We start from the raw sequence: 19,071 nt of genomic DNA, 5'->3' as shown, positions 1-19,071 counted from the left end.
GCCCAGGGGCGAGGCCGTCGGGCCGATTCGTTGACGCTACTCCGCAATACACAGTACTGTGCGATGCGTGGACACCACACAGTTGCTGAAGGGCGTGCTCGATCTGGCCGTCCTCGCCGTGCTCCGGGAGGAGGACGGCTACGGCTACGACATCCTGCGTCGGCTCCGGGAGGCCGGCCTGGAGGAGGTCGGCGACGCCTCGGTCTATGGCACGCTCCGTCGCCTCTTCGCGGCCGGCCTGCTCACCACGTACGTCGTGCCGAGCGAATCCGGCCCGCACCGCAAGTACTACGCACTCAACGCCGCCGGGCGTGACCAGTTGACGCGCTCCGGCAAGCTCTGGCGCTCGTTCGCCACCACCATGGACAGTCTGCTCGACGATCAGGGGAGGGCGGCATGACCGTCACGGAGCAGGAGATCACGGACTACGTGGCGCGCGTTCGGGCCGCGCTCGCCGACCTGCCGGCCGCCCAGCGCGACGAGTTGACCGAGGATCTGCCCGACCACCTCGCCGAGGTGGCCGCCGAGGCCGAGGGCACCCTGATCGAGCGGCTCGGCGAGCCTGAGACGTACGCCGCCGAGCTGCGCGCCGCGGCCGGCGCCCCGGCCGGCGGGCGCAACCTCGACCAGCGGGTGGCCAGCGCCGTGGTCCGGGCCCGTCGCCGGCTGCGCGTGCTCGACACCCGGCTCGGTCCACCGCTGGGGTACGAGACGGCCAGCGACTTCCTCCGGTTGTTGCGACCCGGTTGGTGGGTGCTGCGCGGCTACCTGGCAGCGATGCTGGTAACCGTGCTCAGCACCGGCGGGAGCTTCGGCCTGCTGCCCCGGTTCGGCGGGGAACTGCTCGCCGGCCTGATCATGCTGATCGGTTTCCTGCTCGTCTCGATCTGGATCGGTCGACGCTCCCCCCGACTGAGCCGCTGGCCCCGCTGGGCGCTGCACGCCGGCAGCCTGGTGCTGGTGGTCTTCGCGCTGGCCTCTCTGATCCAGGCGGAGGACCGGATGCGCTACGGCGACTACGGCTACGACCCGATCTCGGTCGACGACCCGTACGAGCGGGTACGGGACGTCTTCGTCTACGACAGCGAGGGTCGGCTGGTGGAGAACGCCCGGCTCTTCGACCAGAACGGCGACCCGATCCGGCTCGGCTACCCGGACTGTGCGGACCTCGCCGACGCCTACGGTGGCAAGCCGGTGCTGCGGGCGTACCCGTACTGCCCGGACCAGGCGCCCTTCGGGCCCCGGGCCCCGGGCGCGCCCGTTCCGACCGTGGAGTCGGTGCCGGACCCGACCGGCCTGCCCCAGGCGGACCCGAATCCAGGGCCGACGAGCACGCCGACGAGCACGCCGCCAGCGACGCCGACCGGCACGCCGACGGCCGCACCCAACCCCACCGCGACGCGCTGAACGACGGTGTGAACTGGATCATGCATATTTAGCTGGGAAATAGCTGAACGGACGAGGGGAGCGGGACGACACCGGAAATCAATGATCGTTACGGTGTCGTCTGCTCATCAACCCCTCGGAAGGAACCCCCGTGTCAGAGCAGGTCGCACCGCCCCCCGCGTCCGACGCCGCGCAGCCCCAGCCGGCCGTCGAGACGCCGCCGTCGCCGGCCGTCGAGACGCCGTCGCCGGTCGAGCCGGAGGCGAAGAAGTCCGGTGCAGGCAAGGTTCTCGGCATCGTCGGCGCGATCGTCGTGATCGTCATCATCGGCGCCCTGAAGTTCGGCATCGGCTCGCTGATCGGCAACGCGCTGAACAAGGACGAGACCGCTGACGCCAAGGCCGGCGACTGCATCGCCGAGCTTCCCGAGGTCAACGGCACCGAGGAGGAGGAGGCCAACAACGCCAAGGTCGTCGAGTGCACCTCCACGGACGCCGCGTACAGCGTGGTCGGTCGGGTGGAGGGGCAGACCGAGGCTCAGGCCAAGGAGGGCGCTGCCTGCCAGCAGTACCTCAAGGAAGGCCAGGAGGGGTACCTCTTCTACAGCATCAAGCCGGGCAAGACGGGCTACCTGCTCTGCCTGACCAAGAAGGCCTGACCGGAGCACCAGTGGACCGGCAGTTACGCCGACGGCGGCGGGGAGCACTTCCCCGCCGCCGTCGGCGTACTCATGGTCACCGTTGGGCGAACGGGAGGTGAATGCCACTGTTCCGGTGTCTTCCCGGGGGCCGCGCGGCATGGCAGGCTACCGGCACGTAGGACCACTGGGCGACCGGCCAACGATGACTGACCGCTAGGAGGACGGCCAATGGGCGAGATGGTTAGCTACCGCAGCAACGGGGGCACGAGCGAGGGGTATCTCGCGATACCCGCCAGCGGCACGGCCAGTCCCGCGGTCATCGTCATTCAGGAGTGGTGGGGCCTGGTCCCGCACATCCGGTCCGTGGCGGACCGCTTCGCCGAGGCCGGTTTCGTCGCTCTCGCGCCCGACTTCTACCACGGTGAGACCACCAGCGAGCCGGACGAGGCGCAGCGCCTGCTGTTGGCGATGCGCATGGACGAGGCGGCGAAGGACATCGCGGGCGCGGCCGACTACCTCGCCGAGCGCCCGGAGGTCACCGGCAAGGTCGGCGCCGTGGGCTTCTGCGCCGGTGGCAGCCTGGCCCTCTGGTCCGCAACGCTCTCCGAGCGGATCGTCGCCGCCGTAGGCTTCTATCCTGTGCTGCCCTGGGAGACGATGCGACCCGACTGGGTCGACTACGCCGGTAAGTCGGCCGTCATCCACTGCTCCGAAGAGGACGGCACCTCGGCCGACGAGGGCGTGCAGACCGCGCGTCGGGCCATCGAGGAGGCCGGGGGTGCCTGCCACCTCTACGACTACCCCGGCACCTCGCACGCCTTCTTCAACGACGACCGGCCGGAGGCGTTCGACCAGCGCGCCGCCGCCAGCGCCTGGGCCCGTACCCTCGAGATCTTCCGGGCCAAGCTTGGCTGAGCCGCGTACTCCCGATCAGGTGGTCGCCCGCGCCGCGCGGGCGACCGACCTGACGGACCTGGACGCGGCCGTCAGTGACTGCTTCGCCTGCCCTCGGCTCGTGCAGTGGCGGGAGGAGGTGGCCCGCACCCGCCGGGCAGCCTTCCGCGACCAGGAGTACTGGGGTCGACCCGTTCCGGGCTTCGGCTCCGCAGACGCGCGCATCGGAATCCTCGGGCTGGCACCCGCCGCGCACGGCGGCAACCGCACCGGTCGGATCTTCACCGGTGACCGCTCCGGTGACGTGCTCTTCGCGGCGCTGCACCGGGCCGGGCTGGCCAACCAGCCGACCAGCGTCGCCGCCGATGACGGGCTGGCCCTGCGGGACCTCCGGATCTTCGCGGCCGTCCGGTGCGCGCCGCCGGACAACAAGCCCACCCCGGTCGAGCGGGACACCTGCGCACCCTGGCTGCACCGCGAGGTCTCCTTGATCCGGCCCACCCTGCGCGTCGTGGTCGCGCTGGGTGCGTTCGCCTGGGCAGCGTGGTGGCCGGTGCTGCGCCAGGTGTACGGGCAGCGCCCGCCCAGCCCGCGACCGGCGTTCGGCCATGGGGCACACTGGTCCGGCACGGCCGCACCGGAGTTGCTCGGCTGCTACCACGTCAGCCAACAGAACACCTTTACCGGGCGGCTGACACCAGGAATGCTGGACGACGTCTTCGGTCGGGCTAAGCAGTTGGCCGGAGTGGACTGAGACTGCGTGGGGCGGTGGCGATGACGAACGGAACGCGCCCGCCTACGCCGTACCCGGCCGCCGAGCCGGTTGTGTTGCGCCCGGCGCTCGGGCTGCTCCGGCGCTGGTGGCCGGTCGGCGTGGTCGCCGCCCTGCTCGCCGGGGCCGCGTTGGCCGCCGCGCACTCGTCGATCGGTGCCAGCCGCATCCCGCCGGTGGAACAGGTCCCGTGGGTGCCGGAATACCCCACCGCCGAACCGCCGCCGTCGATCGCGGTCGAGCCGCGCGACACCGGCGAGGTCACGCAGGCGCACATCCCGCACTGGATCGTGACGGTGGCGATGGCGCTGCTCGGGTTGGCCATCCTCGCCGCTGTCGGCTACATCGGCTGGATCCTGCTGCGGGGGTATCGACGTCGCCGGGCCGCCCGGGCACTGCCTCCGCAGTGGTCCCGTCGTACGGCCGAGGGCACCGCACAGGAGGTGGTCGCCGCTCTCGACGCCGGCCTGGAGGAGTTGGACGACCGGGCCAGCGATCCCCGGGTGGCGGTCATCGCCTGCTGGGTCCGCCTGGAGGAGGCCGCCGGTGCGGCCGGGGTCTCCCGACAGACCGGGGACACCCCCACCGACCTGGTCACCCGGCTGCTGCGCGGCGACCCGACGGCCGGTGTGCCGGCGATCGTCAGCGCCGACGTGCTGGCCGAGTTCGCGCACGTCTACCGGCAGGCCCGGTACGCCACCCGCCCGGTCGACGAGCGCACCCGCGATCAGGCGCGCGCCGCGCTGCGCCGGCTGCGCGGCGAGTTGACCGCGGTAGCGCGCGGCGAAACGGAGGCGGTGGCGCCATGAGCAGCAGCACCAGCATTGACGACCTGCTCGGCTCCGAGGAGGAATCGGCACCGGCCGGCCCTCGGCCGTCCGGCGGTCGGAGCCGCGGGGTGCTGCGACTGCTCTTCACCGCCGCGGCGGTGGTCGCGGTGCTGGTCGTCGGTCTTCGCGCGATCGGTCTCCAGATCTCGCTGCCCATCCTGATCGCCGGGGTGCTCGCCGTGCTCGCGGTACGCCGGATCACCGGCCTGCTCGCACCGCCACCGTCGGCGCCGGTCGGCGGTCGGGTCGGAACGGGCGAGGAGGACGGCAGCTACCACTGGGGCAGCCGGGACGCGCTGCGCGCGGCGATCAACGGCTGGGAGCGGCCGTTGGACTGGTCGTCGGACCACCGTGAGCGGTTCGCCGAGCGCATCCTGCCCCGCCTCGGCGAGCTGGCCGACGAGCGGCTGCGCCAGCGGCACGGCCTCACCCGCGACTCCGATCCGACCCGGGCACGAGCGCTGCTGGGCGATCAGCTTTGGCGCTTCCTCGCCACCCCCTCCCGCCGTACCCCGTCGCCTCGTGACGTGGCGGCGATCGTCGCCGAACTGGAGAAGATCTGATGAACGACGTGGACCGGAGCATGCCCCCCGCCGAGGTCGGTCACCTGGCCCGGGCGGTGCTGGACGCGGTCGGCACCGTCGTGGTCGGCAAGCGGGACGCGTTGGAGCTGGTTCTCGCGGGGATCCTGGCCGGTGGGCACGTGCTGCTGGAGGACCTGCCGGGGCTGGGTAAGACCCTCACCGCTCGGTCCTTCGCCCAGGCGCTCGGGCTGGACTTCCGCCGGCTCCAATTCACCCCGGACCTGCTCCCGGCCGACGTCACCGGCTCGTTCCTCTACGACCAGCGCAATGGTGACTTCACCTTCCGGGCCGGCCCGGTCTTCACCAACCTGCTGCTCGCCGACGAAATCAACCGGACGCCGCCGAAGACCCAGTCCGCGCTGCTGGAGGCGATGCAGGAGAAGCAGGTCTCGGTGGAGGGCGTGACCTACAAGCTGGACGAGCCGTTCCACGTGCTGGCCACCGCCAACCCGATCGAGTACGAGGGCACCTACCCGCTGCCGGAGGCGCAGCTCGACCGGTTCCTGCTCCGGGTCTCCTTCGGCTACCCGGAGCACGACGAGGAGTGGGAGGTGCTGCGCCGCCGGATGGCCCGTCGCCGCGAGGAGGCGGACATCAAGCCGGTGGTCGACGCGGCCACCCTGCGGGCGATGCAGGCCGCCCTGGAGAACGTGGTGGTGGAGGATTCGGTCGGCCGGTACATCGTGGCCCTCACCGCGGCCACCCGTGAGCACCCGTCGGTGCTGGTCGGCGCCTCGCCCCGTGGCTCGCTGGCGCTGCTGCTGCTGGCCCGGGTCCGAGCGGTGTTCGGCGGCCGGGACTACGTGGTGCCGGAGGACGTCAAGGAGGTGGCGGCGCCCGCGCTGGCCCACCGGATCACCCTGCGTCCGGAGATGTGGCTGCGCCGGGTCGACCCGGCGTTCGTGGTCGGCGAGGTGCTGGAGGGCACTCCCGTGCCGGCCAGTGGCGCGCTGCCCAGCTACGCCGCCGGCGGGCCCCGGCACTGATGACCGGACCGACCGTGCCCGCGCAGCGATCCGCCGAGCCGGAGGCGGCCGCCGGCTGGGCGCCCACCCCGGCGCTCGGCCGGGCGGTGCTGCTCGCCGGCCTGTTTCTGGTGGCGGGGGTGCTGCTGGGGCGGGTCGACCTGATCGTGCTGGCCGCTCCGTTCGCGCTCGGCACCGCGTACGCGCTGCGCCGCCGGCCCACCGCGCTGCCGCAGGTCTGGATCACCCCTGGTGCGGACGGGACGTTGGTCGAGGGTGGCGAGGTGACGGCGGCGGTGAGCGTCGGCAACCCGGACACGGTCGACTACGACCTGGTGGTGGTGCGGTCCCGGGTCTCGCCGTGGTTGCGGATCGAGCGGGCCGGCTTCGCCCTGGAGGAGGCCGGGGGCGATGAGCCACAAGCCGGTAACGAAACGCCCACCGACGGGGGCACGGGTCGTTCCGTCGCCGACCGGCCGTTCGTGACGTCGTTGCCGAGCGCCGCCGCGGTGGACCTGGAGTTGGCCGGCCGGGCCCTGCGCTGGGGCCGGCACGCGGTGGGACCGGCCGGTGCCCGGGTCGTCGCGGCGAGCGGTCTGCTGGTCTCCCGGGCGGTGATCACCGAGCCGGTCAAGGTCCGGGTCTATCCGCGTACCGAGCCGTTCGAGGCGGTGGAGGCGATGCCGCGGGCCGCGGGCCTGGTCGGGGCACATCACTCCCGCCGGCCCGGGGAGGGCGGTGAGCTGGCCGGCGTCCGGATCTTCGGCCCCGGTGACCGGCTGCGCCGCATCGACTGGCGCGTCTCGCTGCGCGCCCGGCAGCTGCACGTGGCGGCCACCCTCTCCGACCGGGACGCCGAGGTGGTGCTGCTGCTCGACGTGCTCGCCGAGGCCGGCCGCTCCGGCGGGGTGGGCGGTGCCGCCTCGGTGCTGGACACCACCGTGCGGGCCGCCGCCGCGATCGCCGAGCACTACCTGCACCGGGGCGATCGGGTCTCGATGCTGGAGTACGGGCCGGGGGCCCGTCGACTACGCCCGGCCACCGGCCGCCGGCAGTACCTGACCGTGCTGGAGTGGCTGCTCGACGTACGCGCCGAATCCTCCCCGCACGAGCCGTACGACCAGGTGTTCGGCCCCCAGTTGCTCTCCTCGGACGCGCTGGTGGTGGTGCTCACACCGCTGCTCGACGAACGGTCGGCGCAGATGCTGGCCCGGTTGGCGCGCGGCGGGCGGTTCGTGGTGGCGGTCGACACGCTGCCGACCGACCTGACGCCGCCGAAGGACCGGGGCTGGGCCGAGGTGGCGTACCGGCTGTGGCGGCTGGACCGGGAGACCATGATCGGGCAGCTCCGGGAGCATGGCGTGCCGGTGGTGCGCTGGGCCGGCGCGGGCAGCCTCGATCAGGTGCTCCGGGATGTGGCCCGCCTGGCGACGGCACCGAGGGTGGGGATCAGATGATCGACGCGGTCACCGGGCGAGTTACGGCGGCCCAGAACGCCCTCGCCCGGATCAGCCCGGCCCCGCTGATGGTCCGGGGCGGGATCTTCGTCATCGTGCTGGCCGGGTACGCGCTGGCGTTCCCCGCCGAGGCGCTGGTCGGCCGGACGCTCGTCTTCCTGTCGGTGGCCGCGCTGCTGCCCGCGTTGGGCCCGCGCCGGATCTGGCCGACCTTCACGGCACTGGTCACGGTGGGCGGTTGGCTGCTCGCCACCGACGGCTACGGCCGCCCGGTGGCGCTGTGGCGACTGCTCGCCGTCGCCGTGCTGCTCTACCTGGGGCACACCCTCTGCGCGCTGGCCGCGCTGCTGCCCTACGACGCGGTGGTGGACCCGGATCTGATCACCCGGTGGCTGCTGCGTGCGGCCGCGGTGCTGCTGGGTGCGGCCGTGCTCGGAGTGTTGTTGTTGCAGGTCGGCCGCCTGGGTGGGGCGGCCGGGCACCAGTGGGTGACAGTGCTGGGGCTGATGGTGGCAGTGGGGACAGCAGCGTTGCTGGGTTGGCTGCTGCGCCGTAGGTAAACCGGTGGGACGGCAGAGTTACGCAGGTCACAGGGGTTGTGCTCCGTCACAGATGGGGGGCGCGAGCGGGATTACCTGAGCCGGCCGGGGAAAGATAGATAACGTGAATCCGAAGCGGATCCTTGTGGTGGGTGCCGGGCACGTTGGTCTCTACGCTGCCCTGCGTCTGTCGAAGAAGCTCAGCTCCCGTGAGGCTGAGGTCATCGTGGTTGATCCCCAGCCGCACATGACCTACCAGCCGTTCCTGCCCGAGGCGGCGGCGGGCAATATCTCCCCGCGGCACTCCGTGGTGCCGCTGCGCCGTGAGTTGCGCCGGTGCACGGTGGTGGCGGGCACGGTCACGCGGATCGAGCACGACCGCAAGGTGGCCACCGTGCAGCCGATCATCGGCCCGGCCCGCGAGATCGAGTACGACCACGTGATCGTGGCCCCCGGCTCGGTGTCCCGGACGCTGCCGATTCCCGGGCTGCACGAGCAGGGCATCGGGTTCAAGACCATCGGCGAGGCGATCTACCTCCGCAACCACGTGCTGGACCGGCTCGACGTCGCGGCCGTCACTCCCGACCCGGACGTCCGCCGCTCGGCGCTGACCTTCACCTTCGTCGGTGGTGGCTACGCCGGCATCGAGGCGCTCGCGGAGATGGAGGACATGACCCGCGACGCGCTGCGCTACTACCCGGAGCTGAAGCAGGACGAGGTGCGCTGGGTGCTCGTCGAGGCCACCCAGCGGGTGCTGCCCGAGGTGGACCGGGACATGGGTGCATACACCGTCCAGCAGCTCCTCAAGCGCAACATGGACATCCGGCTGGACACCCGCCTGGAGTCCTGCGTCGACGGCGTCGTCAAGCTGTCCGACGGCGACAGCTTCCGGTCCGACACGATCGTCTGGACGGCCGGCGTGAAGCCGTCGCCGATGCTGGACTCGACCGACTTCCCGCGCGACGACCGTCGTCGGGTCACCTGCCTGCCCACCCTTCAGGTGGTCGACGGTGACCGGGTGGTCGAGGGCGCGTGGAGCGCCGGTGACTGCGCCGCCGTGCCCGACCTGACCAAGGAGCCGGGCAACTTCTGCTCGCCGAGCGCGCAGCACGCGGTGCGTCAGGCCGCGCGGATGGCCGACAACATCGCGGCGGTGATCCGGGGCCGCGAGCCGGTCAACTACAAGCACAAGCACGTCGGCAGCGTGGCCAGCCTCGGCCTGCACAAGGGCGTCGCCCAGGTGTACGGGATCAAGATGACCGGCTGGCCGGCGTGGGTCATGCACCGGACGTACCACATGAGCCGGATCCCGTCGTTCAACCGCAAGGTCCGCGTGGTGGTGGACTGGTCGCTGGCGTTCTTCCTCAAGCGTGAGGTCGTCTCCCTGGGCCAGTTGCACGACCCGCGCGAGGAGTTCGTCGAGGCGTCCCAGCCCGTCGGCGCGCCCCGCGTCTGACCAACGTGCAAGAAGGGCCCCTTCGCACCGTCTGCGGTGCGGAGGGGCCTTTTTCAGCACCGGGCCGGGTCAGACCCGCCAGATCCAGACGTCGGCGATCCGGGTGGACGGGCCGTAGAGCTGCTCCAGGGTGTGGCGCAGGCTCTCCACGTGCGGGGCGTCGTCGGCCAGTGCGACGCAGGAGGCGCCCCAGAAGTCCGCGTCCCGCGCGGCCTGCCGGCGTTGCTCGTCGCCGATGGCCGGCTGGTCGCCGCGCCGCGCGACGTCCGCCAGCAGGGCCGAGGTGGGCTGCTTGAAGGTGCCCATCGCCGCGGTGCCGCCTCGCCCGTACGGGCCGATGAAGAAACCTTCGGGCATGCCGAAGCCGGCGTTGGCGGCGGCCGCCCAGCGCATCGGCCAGGGCTCTTTGGGGGTGGGCAGCGGCACCGGCACCAGCACCCCGCCGGGCTGCACACACTGCCGCCAGTGCCCGCCAGTGATGAACTCCGGCACGGCGGGCCGCGCGGCGGTCGGCAGGGGAGTCGGAAAGACCGGAAGCAGCGCCGCGACGACGGCCACCGGCACCAGTCGGCGCGCCCGGCCGGTGTCCCGCAGGGCCCGGTCGACCGCCAGCACCAGCATCGTCGCGACGAGGGGGAGGAGCGCCAGGCCGAACCGCATCGGCAGCGCCCCGTCCACGACCGGCAACCCGGCCAGCAGGGCGTACGGGCCGGGCAGCGCGGTCCTGGTGCCGCCGAGCACCACCTCCGGGCCGAGTGAGAGCGCGCCCATGACGAGCGCCGCCGCCGCGCAGGCGAGCACCAGTCGGCGCCGGCCGACCCAGATCGCGCAGGCCGCGGCGACCAGCAGCAGCGGCCAGCCGAGGAAGGTGTTGTACTCGGCTGGGCCGGTGGTCAACCGGGAAGCCTCGTCGCTGCCGGCCAGCGAGAGCGGCGAGAGGGCCCACCAGCTGCTCAGGTCGGCCGAGAAGTAGCCCGGGCTGAACATGCCGTCGGCGACCCCCTGCGGCCCGGCGAACTGGAACCAGAGCGGATAACCGAGCACCAGCAGGGCCAGCCCGGCGGCGACCGCCAACCCGCCGGCAAACCACGGCAGCGCCCGTCGGGCCAGGTCCCGGTCCGCCAGGGCGTAGCCGACCGCCATCACCAGCAGCGTGCCGGCGGCGAGGAACAGCACCTCCTCACCGATGAAGACCTGAACGGTGACCGCCGCCGCCAGCCCGGCTGCCGAGCTGAGCATCCGCCGCCGGTTGGGCCCGGCCGGTTGGACACGGTCGGCCCCGGGCCCGGCGGACGACGTGGCCCCCGGATCGGACGCCCGCAGCAGCCGGACCACCAGCCAGACGATCACCGGCACCAGCCATTGGGCGGTCATGTGCAGGTGACTGTTGGTCTGCGAGATCATCCCGGGGCCGAACCCGCACAGCCCAGCGCCGAGCGCGGCGGCGATCCGGCGGGTCCGCAGCGTCCGGTGGAACAGCAGGTACCAGGCGGTGGCGGTGCCGGCCAGGTTGGCGGCGGCCAGCAGCGCGAAGGTGACCGGCGCGCCGAGCAGCAGGGTGATCGGCGCGCAGACGACGCCGAGCGCGATGACCGTGGTGTTGGCCATCAGGTTGACCCCGTCGGGGGCGTTGAGCCGGTCGGTGAGCAGGCTGAAGTCGCCGAGCAGCGCCCGCGCGTCGACCGCGAGGAACCACTCGTAGAGGGTCTGGTCCTCGGGATTGAGGGCCAGCATTCGGCCGGCCGGGTCGGGCCACAGCCCGTGGGTGAGCCAGACGGCCAGCACCAGGAAAGCCAGCGCGATCATCAGGTCCGCTCGATTGCGGCGGACGGCGGCCAGCAGCCGGACGACCCGGGAGCGGCGGGCAACTCGGTCGGCAAGGCGGAATGCCTGCTCAGAGGCGGCGTCGGGGGCCGTGGGGGCTGCGCTGCTCACGGCATCGACCCTAGTGTGGGCCGCCCGGCGGGGTACGCCGGGTCGCCATCGACCCGCTACGGTGACACTGCACCGTGCGTGTCGGCGCGCCGGTGCCACCCGCCCGGGTGGTGGAAAGGCAGACACGGCCGCCTTAAAAGCGGCTGCCGAAAGGCATGCGGGTTCGACCCCCGCCCCGGGCACCGGCCCGCATCCGCCCCATTCTTCATTCGTGATCACCGTGAGTGGGTCGGGCAGTTTACTCTTGGGTGGCACGTCTCACGTGCACACGACCCCCTGAGGGAGGCCAGACAGTGAAGACCTCGAACCCGGTGCTCGCCCGGCTCGGCCAGGCGGCCGAGCGGGAGCGGTCCGCCGGGTACGCCCCGGCCGGGCCGTACGGACAGCCCGGCATTCCCCAGCAGTACCCGTCCCAGGCCGGTTACCCGGCTGCGCCGCCCACCGTGGCGCCCATGACCATCGACGACGTGGTGGTCAAGACCGTCGCGCTGCTCGGCATCCTCGGCATCTCCGCCGCGGCCGCCTGGGTGCTCGTGCCCGACGCGTTGGTCGGCGCCGCGTGGATCGGCGCGGCGGTGGTCGGTCTGGTGCTCGGCCTGATCATCTCGTTCTCCCGGATGGCCAACCCGGCGCTGGTCATCACGTACGCGGTCGTCGAGGGCGTCTTCGTCGGCATGGTGAGCAAGGCGTTCGAGACGGCCTACTCCGGCATCGTGCTCCAGGCCGCCGCAGCCAGCTTCGGCATCTTCTTCCTGATGGCGATGCTCTACAAGGCGAAGGTCATCCGGGCCACCCCGGTCTTCGTCAAGGGCATGATCGCGGTAATGACCGGCCTCTTCGCGGTCATGTTGATCAACCTGGTGCTGGCCCTGTTCGGGGTCAACACCGGCCTGCGCGACGGCAGCCCGCTGGCCATCGGCTTCAGCCTGGTCTGCATCGTGGTCGCCTCGCTGAGCTTCGTGCTCAGCTTCAAGGAGATCGAGGACGGCGTCCGGATGGGCCTGCCCCAGCGCTACTCCTGGACGGCCGCGTTCGGCATCCTGGTCAGCCTGGTCTGGCTCTACATCGAGATCCTGCGCCTGCTGAGCTACTTCCAGGGCGACGACTGACCTCGTCCGCGCTGCCGACCGGCGCCCGTCCCCGCGTTGCGGGGGCGGGCGCCGTCGTCCGTACCGGCCGCGCTGTTTGCCCGCCGCCGCCGAGCCGTCCGGGGCAGAGTGACTGCGAGGGGTACGCGGGCAGAGGAGGCGGCGGTGCGCAGCAACAACCCGGTGCTCAACCGGCTGGACGAGACCGGCCGGGCGGAGGCCCGGGTGCTCGGCCTCGGCGGCACCGAGGCGATGACCGTCGACGACGTGGTGGTGCGTACCGTCGGATTGTTGCTGGTCACCGGCGCGGCGGCGGCGGTGTCCTGGGCGGTGGTGCCGCAGGCGGCCTGGTTACCGGCCGCGTTGGCCGGCAGCGCGCTCGCCTCGATCGTGCTGGTCCTGGTCATCTCGCTGCGCGGGATCACCAACCCGGCACCGATCGTCGGCTACGCCGTGCTCCAGGGCCTGCTGCTGGGGGTGGCCAGCCGGGCCTTCGAGCAGGTCTACCCGGGGATCGTGGTGCAGGCGGTGGCCGGCACCTTCGGTGTCTTCCTCGGCATGGCCGCGCTCTACCGGGCCCGGGTGATCCGGGCGACGCCCCGGCTGGCCCGCCTGGTGATCGGCACGCTGCTCGGCATCGCCGTGCTCAGCGTGGTCAACCTGGTGTCATACCTGATCACCGGGCGGGCGGGTCTGGCGGTCTACAGCGTGAGCGGAGAAGTCGGCTGGCTGCCGTACGCCTTCTCGGTGGTGGCGATCATCGCGGGCGCGTTCAGCTTCATCCTCGACTTCGATCTCGTCGAACGCTCGGTGCGCGACGGCCGACCCCGCCGGTACGCGTGGTTGAGCGCGTTCGGTCTGCTCACCGGGCTGGTCTTCCTCTACTGGCAGCTGCTGCGGCTGATCAGCTACCTGCGCCGCTGACCGGCCCGATGCCGCGTGGCCGGTGTCGGCCGTAGACTCGGCGGCGATGAGCGCAGCGGAGTTGGAGCAGGCCGTGGCACTGCTGGTCGGTCAGATCGGGCACTGGCAGCAGCCACGCTGGGCGGCGGTCGCCACCACCGGCAACGTGCCCCGCGCCGACCTGGTGCACCGGCTGGTGCAGGAGCTGGCCAACCTGACGGCCGATGCCGAGGGCGAGCCCCGCCGCGTGGTGCCCCGGCTGGACAACGACCTGGCCCTGCCCGATCAGGTGCGGGTGGTGACGGCGGACCTGGTGGCCGCCGGGCCGGACGCCGAGGCGCTGGCCCGGGCCGCCGCCGAGGTGACGGCGACCCGCAGCGCGCTCTAGCTCAGCCGCTCCAACACCATGGCCATGCCCTGGCCGCCGCCGACGCACATGGTCTCCAGACCGATGGTCTTGTCGTGCCACTCGAGCGAGTTGAGCAGGGTGCCGGTGATCCGGGCGCCGGTCATGCCGAACGGGTGGCCGACCGCGATCGCGCCGCCCATCACGTTCAACTTCTCCTCGGGGATGCCCAGCTCCCGGTAGGAGGGGATGACCTGGGCGGCGAACGCCTCGTTGATCTCGACCAGGTCGACGTCGTCGATGGTCATGCCGGCTCGCCGCAGCGCCTGCCGGGACGCCTCGACCGGGCCCAGGCCCATGATCTCCGGCGACAGCGCGGACACGCCGGTGGACACGATCCGCGCCAACGGGGTCAGCCCGAGCTCCTCGGCCCGCTGGGCGCTCATCACCACCACGGCGGCGGCGCCGTCGTTGAGCGGGCAGCAGTTGCCGGCGGTGATCCGGCCGTCCGGGCGGAACACCGGCTTCAGACCGGCCACGGCGTCCAGCGTGACACCGGCACGCGGGCCGTCGTCGGTGCTCACCACGGTGCCGTCCGGTGTGGTGACCGGGGTGATCTCCCGGGCCCAGAAGCCGTCGGCGATGGCCTTCTCGGCGCGGTTCTGGCTGCGTACGCCGAACTCGTCCATGTCGGCGCGGGTGACGTCGTACACCTGGGCCAGGTTCTCGGCGGTCTGCCCCATGGTCAGGTAGACGTCCGGCAGCTCACCGGCCTCGCGCGGGTCGGTCCACACGTCGGCCCCGCCCTGCGCGCGGCGCTTCGAGCGCTCGCCGGCCGCGGCGAAGCGCGGATTGTCCCAGCCGCCGCCGACCAGGGCCTGTGCCTCCGGGGGCAGCCCGTCGGAGTTGCCCCGGGCGTACCGGGAGACCATCTCCACGCCGGCGGAGATGAACACGTCGCCCTCGCCGGCGCGGATGGCGTGCATGGCCATCCGGGTGGTCTGCAACGAGGAGGCGCAGTAGCGGGTCAGCGTGGCACCGGGCACCGTGTCCAGCCCGAGCAGGGTGGACACCACCCGGGCCATGTTGAAGCCCTGCTCGCCACCGGGCAGGCCACACCCGAGGTAGAGGTCCTCGATCGTGGTCGGATCGAGCGCGGGGATCTTGTCCAGAGCGGCCTGGACGATGGTCGCGGCGAGGTCGTCGGAGCGGACGTCGCGCAGGGACCCCTTGTGCGCCCGGCCGATGGGGGAGCGGGCGGTGGCGACGATGACGGCGTCGCGGGACGACTCAATCGGCATGCGCCAACGTTAACCCGCCGGTAACTTGGCGCGGAAGAAGAAGACCCGCCGGGAAATGTCACCCTGCGGCCGGGCCGGGTCAGCGCCGGGAGGTGACCGCCGCGGCCGCGGCGACGGCCGGGAGCAGAGCGTGCGCCCACACCCGGTAGCCGTCGGCGGAGGGGTGGAAGCCGTCGTGGCAGAGCGTCCCGGCATCGGCCCGGAAGACCGGCCCGGTCTCGGTAGCCAGGTCGACCACCGTGCCGCCCGCGTCCAGCACGGCCACCGTCTGGGCGTACGCCATCCGACGCCCGGCCCAGCCGACGAGCTGGCGCAGCGGAGACGCGATGGCACGCACCGCACCGAGGTCGGGGCAGGTGCCCACCACCACCTCGACCCGTGCCTCGCGCAGCCGGTGCACCGCCGCGCCGAGGTACGCCGCCGCGTCGCCGGGCCGGCGCAGCCCGGTGGCGTCGTTCGCCCCGATCAGGATCAGCGCCACGTCGGGGCGCTCGCCGAGCAGGGCGCGGGCCACCTGGGTGGCCAGGTCCGTCGAGCGGGAGCCCGAGACGCCGACGCTGGACAGGTGCACCAGCCGACCGGACGGACCGTCGGCGAGCAGATTGGCCAACTGCCCGCCGATGGTGTCGTCGAGTCGGTCGACGCCCACCCCCAGCGCCGACGAGTCACCGATCAGCACCAGCCGCAGCGGTGGCGCGCCGGGCCGGCCGATCGTGGCCCGCAGGGCCAGCCCCAGCTCCGGCTGGGCGTAGCGCCGGTGCCGGGCCACGAACGCCTCGCCGGCCAGGACGGCGGTGCCGCCCACGGTGCCGGCGAGCAGGGCGAGCGCTGCCGCCTTACCCAGCCGGACCGGGAGGCCGGTGGTCGCCTTCCGCTCGCTGCGCTCGTTCATGCCAGTCCCTCCACCGTCGAGGTGTCGGGGGTGGGCCCGTGCTGCGGGACCGCCCCGACACCGAAGAACGCCCGGCGGCGCAGCTGCGCCCACCGGCCGGCCGGCCCTCGGTCCCGGCCCCGGACCTGGGTGCCGCTGACCTCCGTGCCGGCGTGCCGGGCCGCCTCCTGCGCGGCCTTCGGCAGCGACCGTACGCCCTCGCCCCGCACCGCCGTGGCCCGCCGGTCCTGCCCCGTGCCGAGCGCGGAGAGCACCGTCGGCAGCAGTGCGGCGGCTGCCACCGCGTACCCCTCGGCGGAGGGGTGGAACCGGTCCCAGGCGAACATCCGGGTCGGCTCGGCGGCGAACCGGGGGCCGAGCAGGTCGCCGAGGGAGACCGACCAGCCGCCCGCCTCGACCACGGCGACCGTCTGGGCGGCGGCGAGCTGGCGGCTCCACCGGTGCGCCAGCCAGCGCAGCGGGGGCTGGATCGGGCGGATCGTGCCCAGGTCGGGGCAGGTGCCGACGACCACCTCGCAACCAGCGTCGCGCAGCGCGTGGACCGTCTCGACCAGGTAGCGCACGGCCAGCGCGTGTGGGGTGCGGTTGGTGATGTCATTGCCACCGATCAGGATCACCGCGACGTCGGGCTGACACTCCAGCGCGGCTTCCACCTGGTATCTCAGCGCCGCCGAGATGGCCCCGACCACCGCGAAGCGGCGCACCCGCACCGGACGGCGCAGTCGGCGGGACAGGCCGGTGGCCAGTAGCGCACCGGGCGTCTCCCGGCGCCGGTGCACCCCGTAGCCGGCCGCCGACGAGTCACCGAGCACGACCATGGTGAGCTCGGGGCCGGGGAACCTCCCGCCATACACGCCGTCGCAGCGTGGCGGCGGCGCCTCGGCCATCGGGATCGTGCGTCGGGCCTGCCGGGCCTGGCCGAGCAGCACCCCGCCGGTCGCCACGGCGGCGGCCGCGGTGGCGCCCGTGCCGATGGCCGCCAGGCGGGCGACCCGCCGGGCACGCCGCCAGCGCGAACCAATTGGTACGACGGAACCAGCCACCCCCATACCGCGACATTATCGCGAAGGCACGACACACCGCTGTCGTCGTGCCGGCTCGTGGACGCCTGGAAACCGACGCGACGGGGTACCTGTCCGGTGGAGGGCGGCCGGCTTGCGTCGACCCGCCATGCTGATCCGGCGGAGAGGAGCGCGACGATGGGGAAGACACTGAAGCGCAGCGCGGCATTCACGGCCCTGGCCCGGGCGCTGGCCGCCGGGGCGCGGGGTGGGCCGTCGCTGGGCACCCGGTTGGCGGCGCTGCCCCGGATGATCCGGGCCACCGCCCGGGGGCACTACGACGGCGGCCTCCGGTTGGCGCTGATGACGGCGGCGACGGCGTACATCGTTTCGCCGATCGACCTGCTGCCGGAGATCCCGCTGGCCATCTTCGGGTTGGCCGACGACGCCGTCATGATCACCTGGCTGGCCGGCAGCGTGCTGGCCGAGACCGACCGCTTCCTCGAGTGGGAGGCCCGCCGCAGCTCGGTCATCCCCGGGGGCCTGGTGCCCTGACGGCACGTACCCTGGGCGGCGAGGAAACGTCTTGCCCGGCCGCGGTCGCCGGCGCCGCAACGAAGGGCCCACCGTGCAGTACTACGACAACGTCGTCGACATGATCGGTAACACCCCACTGGTACGCCTGCGTAACGTCACCAAGGGCATCCAGGCCACCGTGCTCGCCAAGGTCGAGTACGTGAACCCGGGCGGCTCGGTGAAGGACCGGATCGCGCTGCGGATGGTCGAGGACGCCGAGGCCGCCGGCCTGCTCAAGCCCGGCGGCACCATCGTCGAGCCGACCAGCGGCAACACCGGCGTCGGGCTGGCCCTGGTGGCCCAGCTCAAGGGCTACAAGTGTGTCTTCGTCTGCCCCGACAAGGTCAGCCAGGACAAGCAGGACGTGCTCCGGGCGTACGGCGCCGAGGTGGTGGTCTGCCCGACCGCGGTCGCCCCGGAAGACCCGCGCTCGTACTACAACGTCTCCGACCGGCTGACCCGCGAGATCCCGGGCGCCTGGAAGCCCGACCAGTACAGCAACCCGGCCAACCCGCGCTCGCACTACGAGACGACCGGCCCGGAGCTGTGGAAGCAGACCGAGGGCGGGCTCACGCACTTCGTGGCCGGTGTCGGCACCGGAGGCACCATCTCCGGCATCGGCCGGTACCTGAAGGAGGCGTCCGAGGGTCGGGTCCGGATCGTCGGGGCCGACCCGGAGGGCTCGGTCTACTCCGGCGGCACCGGCCGCCCGTACCTCGTGGAGGGCGTCGGCGAGGACTTCTGGCCGGAGACGTACGACCGGGGTGTCGCCGACGAGATCGTCGAGGTCTCCGACACGGCGTCCTTCGAGATGACCCGGCGACTGGCCCGCGAGGAAGGGCTGCTGGTCGGCGGCTCCTGCGGGATGGCGGTGGTCGCCGCGCTGGAGGTGGCGCGCCGGGCCGGCCCGGACGACGTGGTCGTGGTGCTGCTGCCGGACGGCGGCCGGGGCTACCTCTCCAAGATCTTCAACGACTCCTGGATGGCCCGGTACGGCTTCCTCGACAACTCCGGCGCCGAGCCGACGGTGGCCGACGCGCTCTCCAGCAAGCCGGGCGGGTTGCCCGAGCTGGTGCACGTCCACCCGACCGAGACGGTCCGCGACGCGATCGACTACATGCGCGAGTACGGCGTCTCGCAGCTGCCGGTGCTCAAGGCCGAGCCTCCGGTGGTGACCGGCGAGGTGGCCGGCTCCATCGCGGAGCGGGACCTGCTCGACGCGCTCTTCACCGGCCAGGCCCACCTGCACGACACCATCGAGCGGCACATGGGCGACCCGCTGCCGATGATCGGTGGCGGCCAGCCGGTCAGCGAGGCGGTCGGCCTGCTCGAGAAGTCCGATGCCGCGTTGGTCCTGGTCGACGGCAAGCCCAAGGGCGTCCTGACCCGTCAGGACCTCCTGGCCCACCTCGGCGCCCACTAGAGCGCCCCGGCGCCCGGCGTGGCCTGCTCGGCGTGGCCTTGATCGGCGTGGCCTGCTGGGTGCGGCCTGCTCGGCGTGGCCTG

General features: G+C 72.7%; 20 protein-coding genes and 1 tRNA gene. 17 read left to right on the top strand and 4 right to left on the bottom strand.

Translation table 11 applies throughout. The features are described from left to right. Window positions 1–67 precede the first annotated feature (67 nt). The 11 genes from V6V47_RS19665 (at window position 68) to V6V47_RS19615 (ending at window position 9,523) form a co-directional block, all read left to right on the top strand. The gene (locus V6V47_RS19665) at window positions 68–400 is read left to right on the top strand and encodes a PadR family transcriptional regulator (RefSeq protein WP_334629745.1); all 333 of its coding nucleotides are present in this window, start codon (window positions 68–70) and stop codon (window positions 398–400) included. Further along, the gene (locus V6V47_RS19660) at window positions 397–1,407 is read left to right on the top strand and encodes an HAAS signaling domain-containing protein (protein ID WP_334629744.1); all 1,011 of its coding nucleotides are present in this window, start codon (window positions 397–399) and stop codon (window positions 1,405–1,407) included. The genes V6V47_RS19665 and V6V47_RS19660 overlap by 4 nt, the downstream gene beginning before the upstream one ends. 130 nt (window positions 1,408–1,537) lie before the next feature. After that, a complete protein-coding gene (locus V6V47_RS19655) occupies window positions 1,538–2,044 on the top strand; it encodes an LppU/SCO3897 family protein (RefSeq protein WP_334629743.1) in 507 nt (168 codons plus the stop codon). A 210-nt stretch (window positions 2,045–2,254) separates the two neighbouring features. Further along, window positions 2,255–2,941 carry a dienelactone hydrolase family protein gene (locus V6V47_RS19650; protein ID WP_334629742.1) on the top strand — a complete coding sequence of 229 codons (687 nt, stop codon included), beginning with the start codon at window positions 2,255–2,257 and terminating at the stop codon, window positions 2,939–2,941. Then, window positions 2,934–3,674: a uracil-DNA glycosylase gene (locus V6V47_RS19645; protein ID WP_442934267.1), complete on the top strand. Its 741-nt coding sequence runs from the start codon at window positions 2,934–2,936 to the stop codon at window positions 3,672–3,674. Before V6V47_RS19650 ends, V6V47_RS19645 begins: the two co-directional genes overlap by 8 nt. Window positions 3,675–3,694: 20 nt before the next feature. Beyond that, on the top strand, window positions 3,695–4,501 hold the full coding sequence (locus V6V47_RS19640) for a DUF4129 domain-containing protein (RefSeq protein WP_334629741.1): 807 nt from the start codon (window positions 3,695–3,697) through the stop codon (window positions 4,499–4,501). Then, window positions 4,498–5,085, top strand: a complete 588-nt coding sequence (locus V6V47_RS19635) for a hypothetical protein (RefSeq protein WP_334629740.1) — start codon at window positions 4,498–4,500, stop codon at window positions 5,083–5,085. Before V6V47_RS19640 ends, V6V47_RS19635 begins: the two co-directional genes overlap by 4 nt. Beyond that, window positions 5,085–6,092: an AAA family ATPase gene (locus tag V6V47_RS19630; protein ID WP_334629739.1), complete on the top strand. Its 1,008-nt coding sequence runs from the start codon at window positions 5,085–5,087 to the stop codon at window positions 6,090–6,092. The genes V6V47_RS19635 and V6V47_RS19630 overlap by 1 nt, the downstream gene beginning before the upstream one ends. Beyond that, window positions 6,092–7,528 carry a DUF58 domain-containing protein gene (locus V6V47_RS19625; RefSeq protein WP_334629738.1) on the top strand — a complete coding sequence of 479 codons (1,437 nt, stop codon included), beginning with the start codon at window positions 6,092–6,094 and terminating at the stop codon, window positions 7,526–7,528. Before V6V47_RS19630 ends, V6V47_RS19625 begins: the two co-directional genes overlap by 1 nt. Beyond that, entirely contained in the window at window positions 7,528–8,088 is a 561-nt protein-coding gene (locus tag V6V47_RS19620) for a hypothetical protein (protein WP_442934268.1), read from the top strand. Before V6V47_RS19625 ends, V6V47_RS19620 begins: the two co-directional genes overlap by 1 nt. Window positions 8,089–8,191: 103 nt before the next feature. Then, window positions 8,192–9,523 (top strand): NAD(P)/FAD-dependent oxidoreductase, encoded by a 1,332-nt coding sequence (locus V6V47_RS19615; RefSeq protein ID WP_334629736.1) that lies wholly within the window; start codon window positions 8,192–8,194, stop codon window positions 9,521–9,523. Window positions 9,524–9,592: 69 nt separating this feature from the next. On the opposite strand, the gene V6V47_RS19610 is transcribed toward V6V47_RS19615, so the two are convergent. Further along, entirely contained in the window at window positions 9,593–11,458 is a 1,866-nt protein-coding gene (locus tag V6V47_RS19610) for a hypothetical protein (protein WP_334629735.1), read from the bottom strand. A 101-nt stretch (window positions 11,459–11,559) separates the two neighbouring features. Between V6V47_RS19610 and V6V47_RS19605 the strand changes: the two genes are divergently transcribed. The 4 genes from V6V47_RS19605 to V6V47_RS19590 all read left to right on the top strand — a co-directional run bounded on the left by V6V47_RS19605 (window position 11,560) and on the right by V6V47_RS19590 (window position 13,837). Then, window positions 11,560–11,640: transfer RNA gene (locus V6V47_RS19605), tRNA-Leu, on the top strand. A 111-nt stretch (window positions 11,641–11,751) separates the two neighbouring features. Then, entirely contained in the window at window positions 11,752–12,567 is an 816-nt protein-coding gene (locus tag V6V47_RS19600) for a Bax inhibitor-1/YccA family protein (RefSeq protein WP_334629734.1), read from the top strand. A gap of 144 nt (window positions 12,568–12,711) precedes the next feature. Further along, window positions 12,712–13,470, top strand: a complete 759-nt coding sequence (locus V6V47_RS19595; RefSeq protein ID WP_334629733.1) for a Bax inhibitor-1/YccA family protein — start codon at window positions 12,712–12,714, stop codon at window positions 13,468–13,470. Window positions 13,471–13,516: 46 nt separating this feature from the next. Further along, window positions 13,517–13,837, top strand: a complete 321-nt coding sequence (locus V6V47_RS19590) for a hypothetical protein (protein WP_334629732.1) — start codon at window positions 13,517–13,519, stop codon at window positions 13,835–13,837. Here V6V47_RS19590 and V6V47_RS19585 read toward each other — a convergent pair. The 3 genes from V6V47_RS19585 to V6V47_RS19575 all read right to left on the bottom strand — a co-directional run bounded on the left by V6V47_RS19585 (window position 13,834) and on the right by V6V47_RS19575 (window position 17,037). Beyond that, entirely contained in the window at window positions 13,834–15,096 is a 1,263-nt protein-coding gene (locus V6V47_RS19585; RefSeq protein ID WP_334629731.1) for an acetyl-CoA C-acetyltransferase, read from the bottom strand. The genes V6V47_RS19590 and V6V47_RS19585 overlap by 4 nt on opposite strands. Window positions 15,097–15,175: 79 nt before the next feature. Further along, window positions 15,176–15,988, bottom strand: coding sequence for an SGNH/GDSL hydrolase family protein (locus V6V47_RS19580; protein ID WP_334629730.1), 813 nt, complete (start codon window positions 15,986–15,988; stop codon window positions 15,176–15,178). Then, window positions 15,985–17,037 carry an SGNH/GDSL hydrolase family protein gene (locus tag V6V47_RS19575; RefSeq protein WP_334629729.1) on the bottom strand — a complete coding sequence of 351 codons (1,053 nt, stop codon included), beginning with the start codon at window positions 17,035–17,037 and terminating at the stop codon, window positions 15,985–15,987. The genes V6V47_RS19580 and V6V47_RS19575 overlap by 4 nt, the downstream gene beginning before the upstream one ends. A gap of 150 nt (window positions 17,038–17,187) precedes the next feature. Between V6V47_RS19575 and V6V47_RS19570 the strand changes: the two genes are divergently transcribed. Next, window positions 17,188–17,544 (top strand): YkvA family protein, encoded by a 357-nt coding sequence (locus V6V47_RS19570; protein ID WP_334629728.1) that lies wholly within the window; start codon window positions 17,188–17,190, stop codon window positions 17,542–17,544. A 73-nt stretch (window positions 17,545–17,617) separates the two neighbouring features. Further along, window positions 17,618–18,988: a cystathionine beta-synthase gene (locus V6V47_RS19565; protein WP_334629727.1), complete on the top strand. Its 1,371-nt coding sequence runs from the start codon at window positions 17,618–17,620 to the stop codon at window positions 18,986–18,988. The last annotated feature ends 83 nt before the right edge of the window (window positions 18,989–19,071 follow it).

The sequence above is a fragment of the Micromonospora sp. CPCC 205539 genome (assembly GCF_036906815.1).
In the GTDB taxonomy this organism is placed as follows: Bacteria; Actinomycetota; Actinomycetes; order Mycobacteriales; family Micromonosporaceae; genus Micromonospora.
This window is presented reverse-complemented; position numbering and strand designations above follow the sequence as displayed.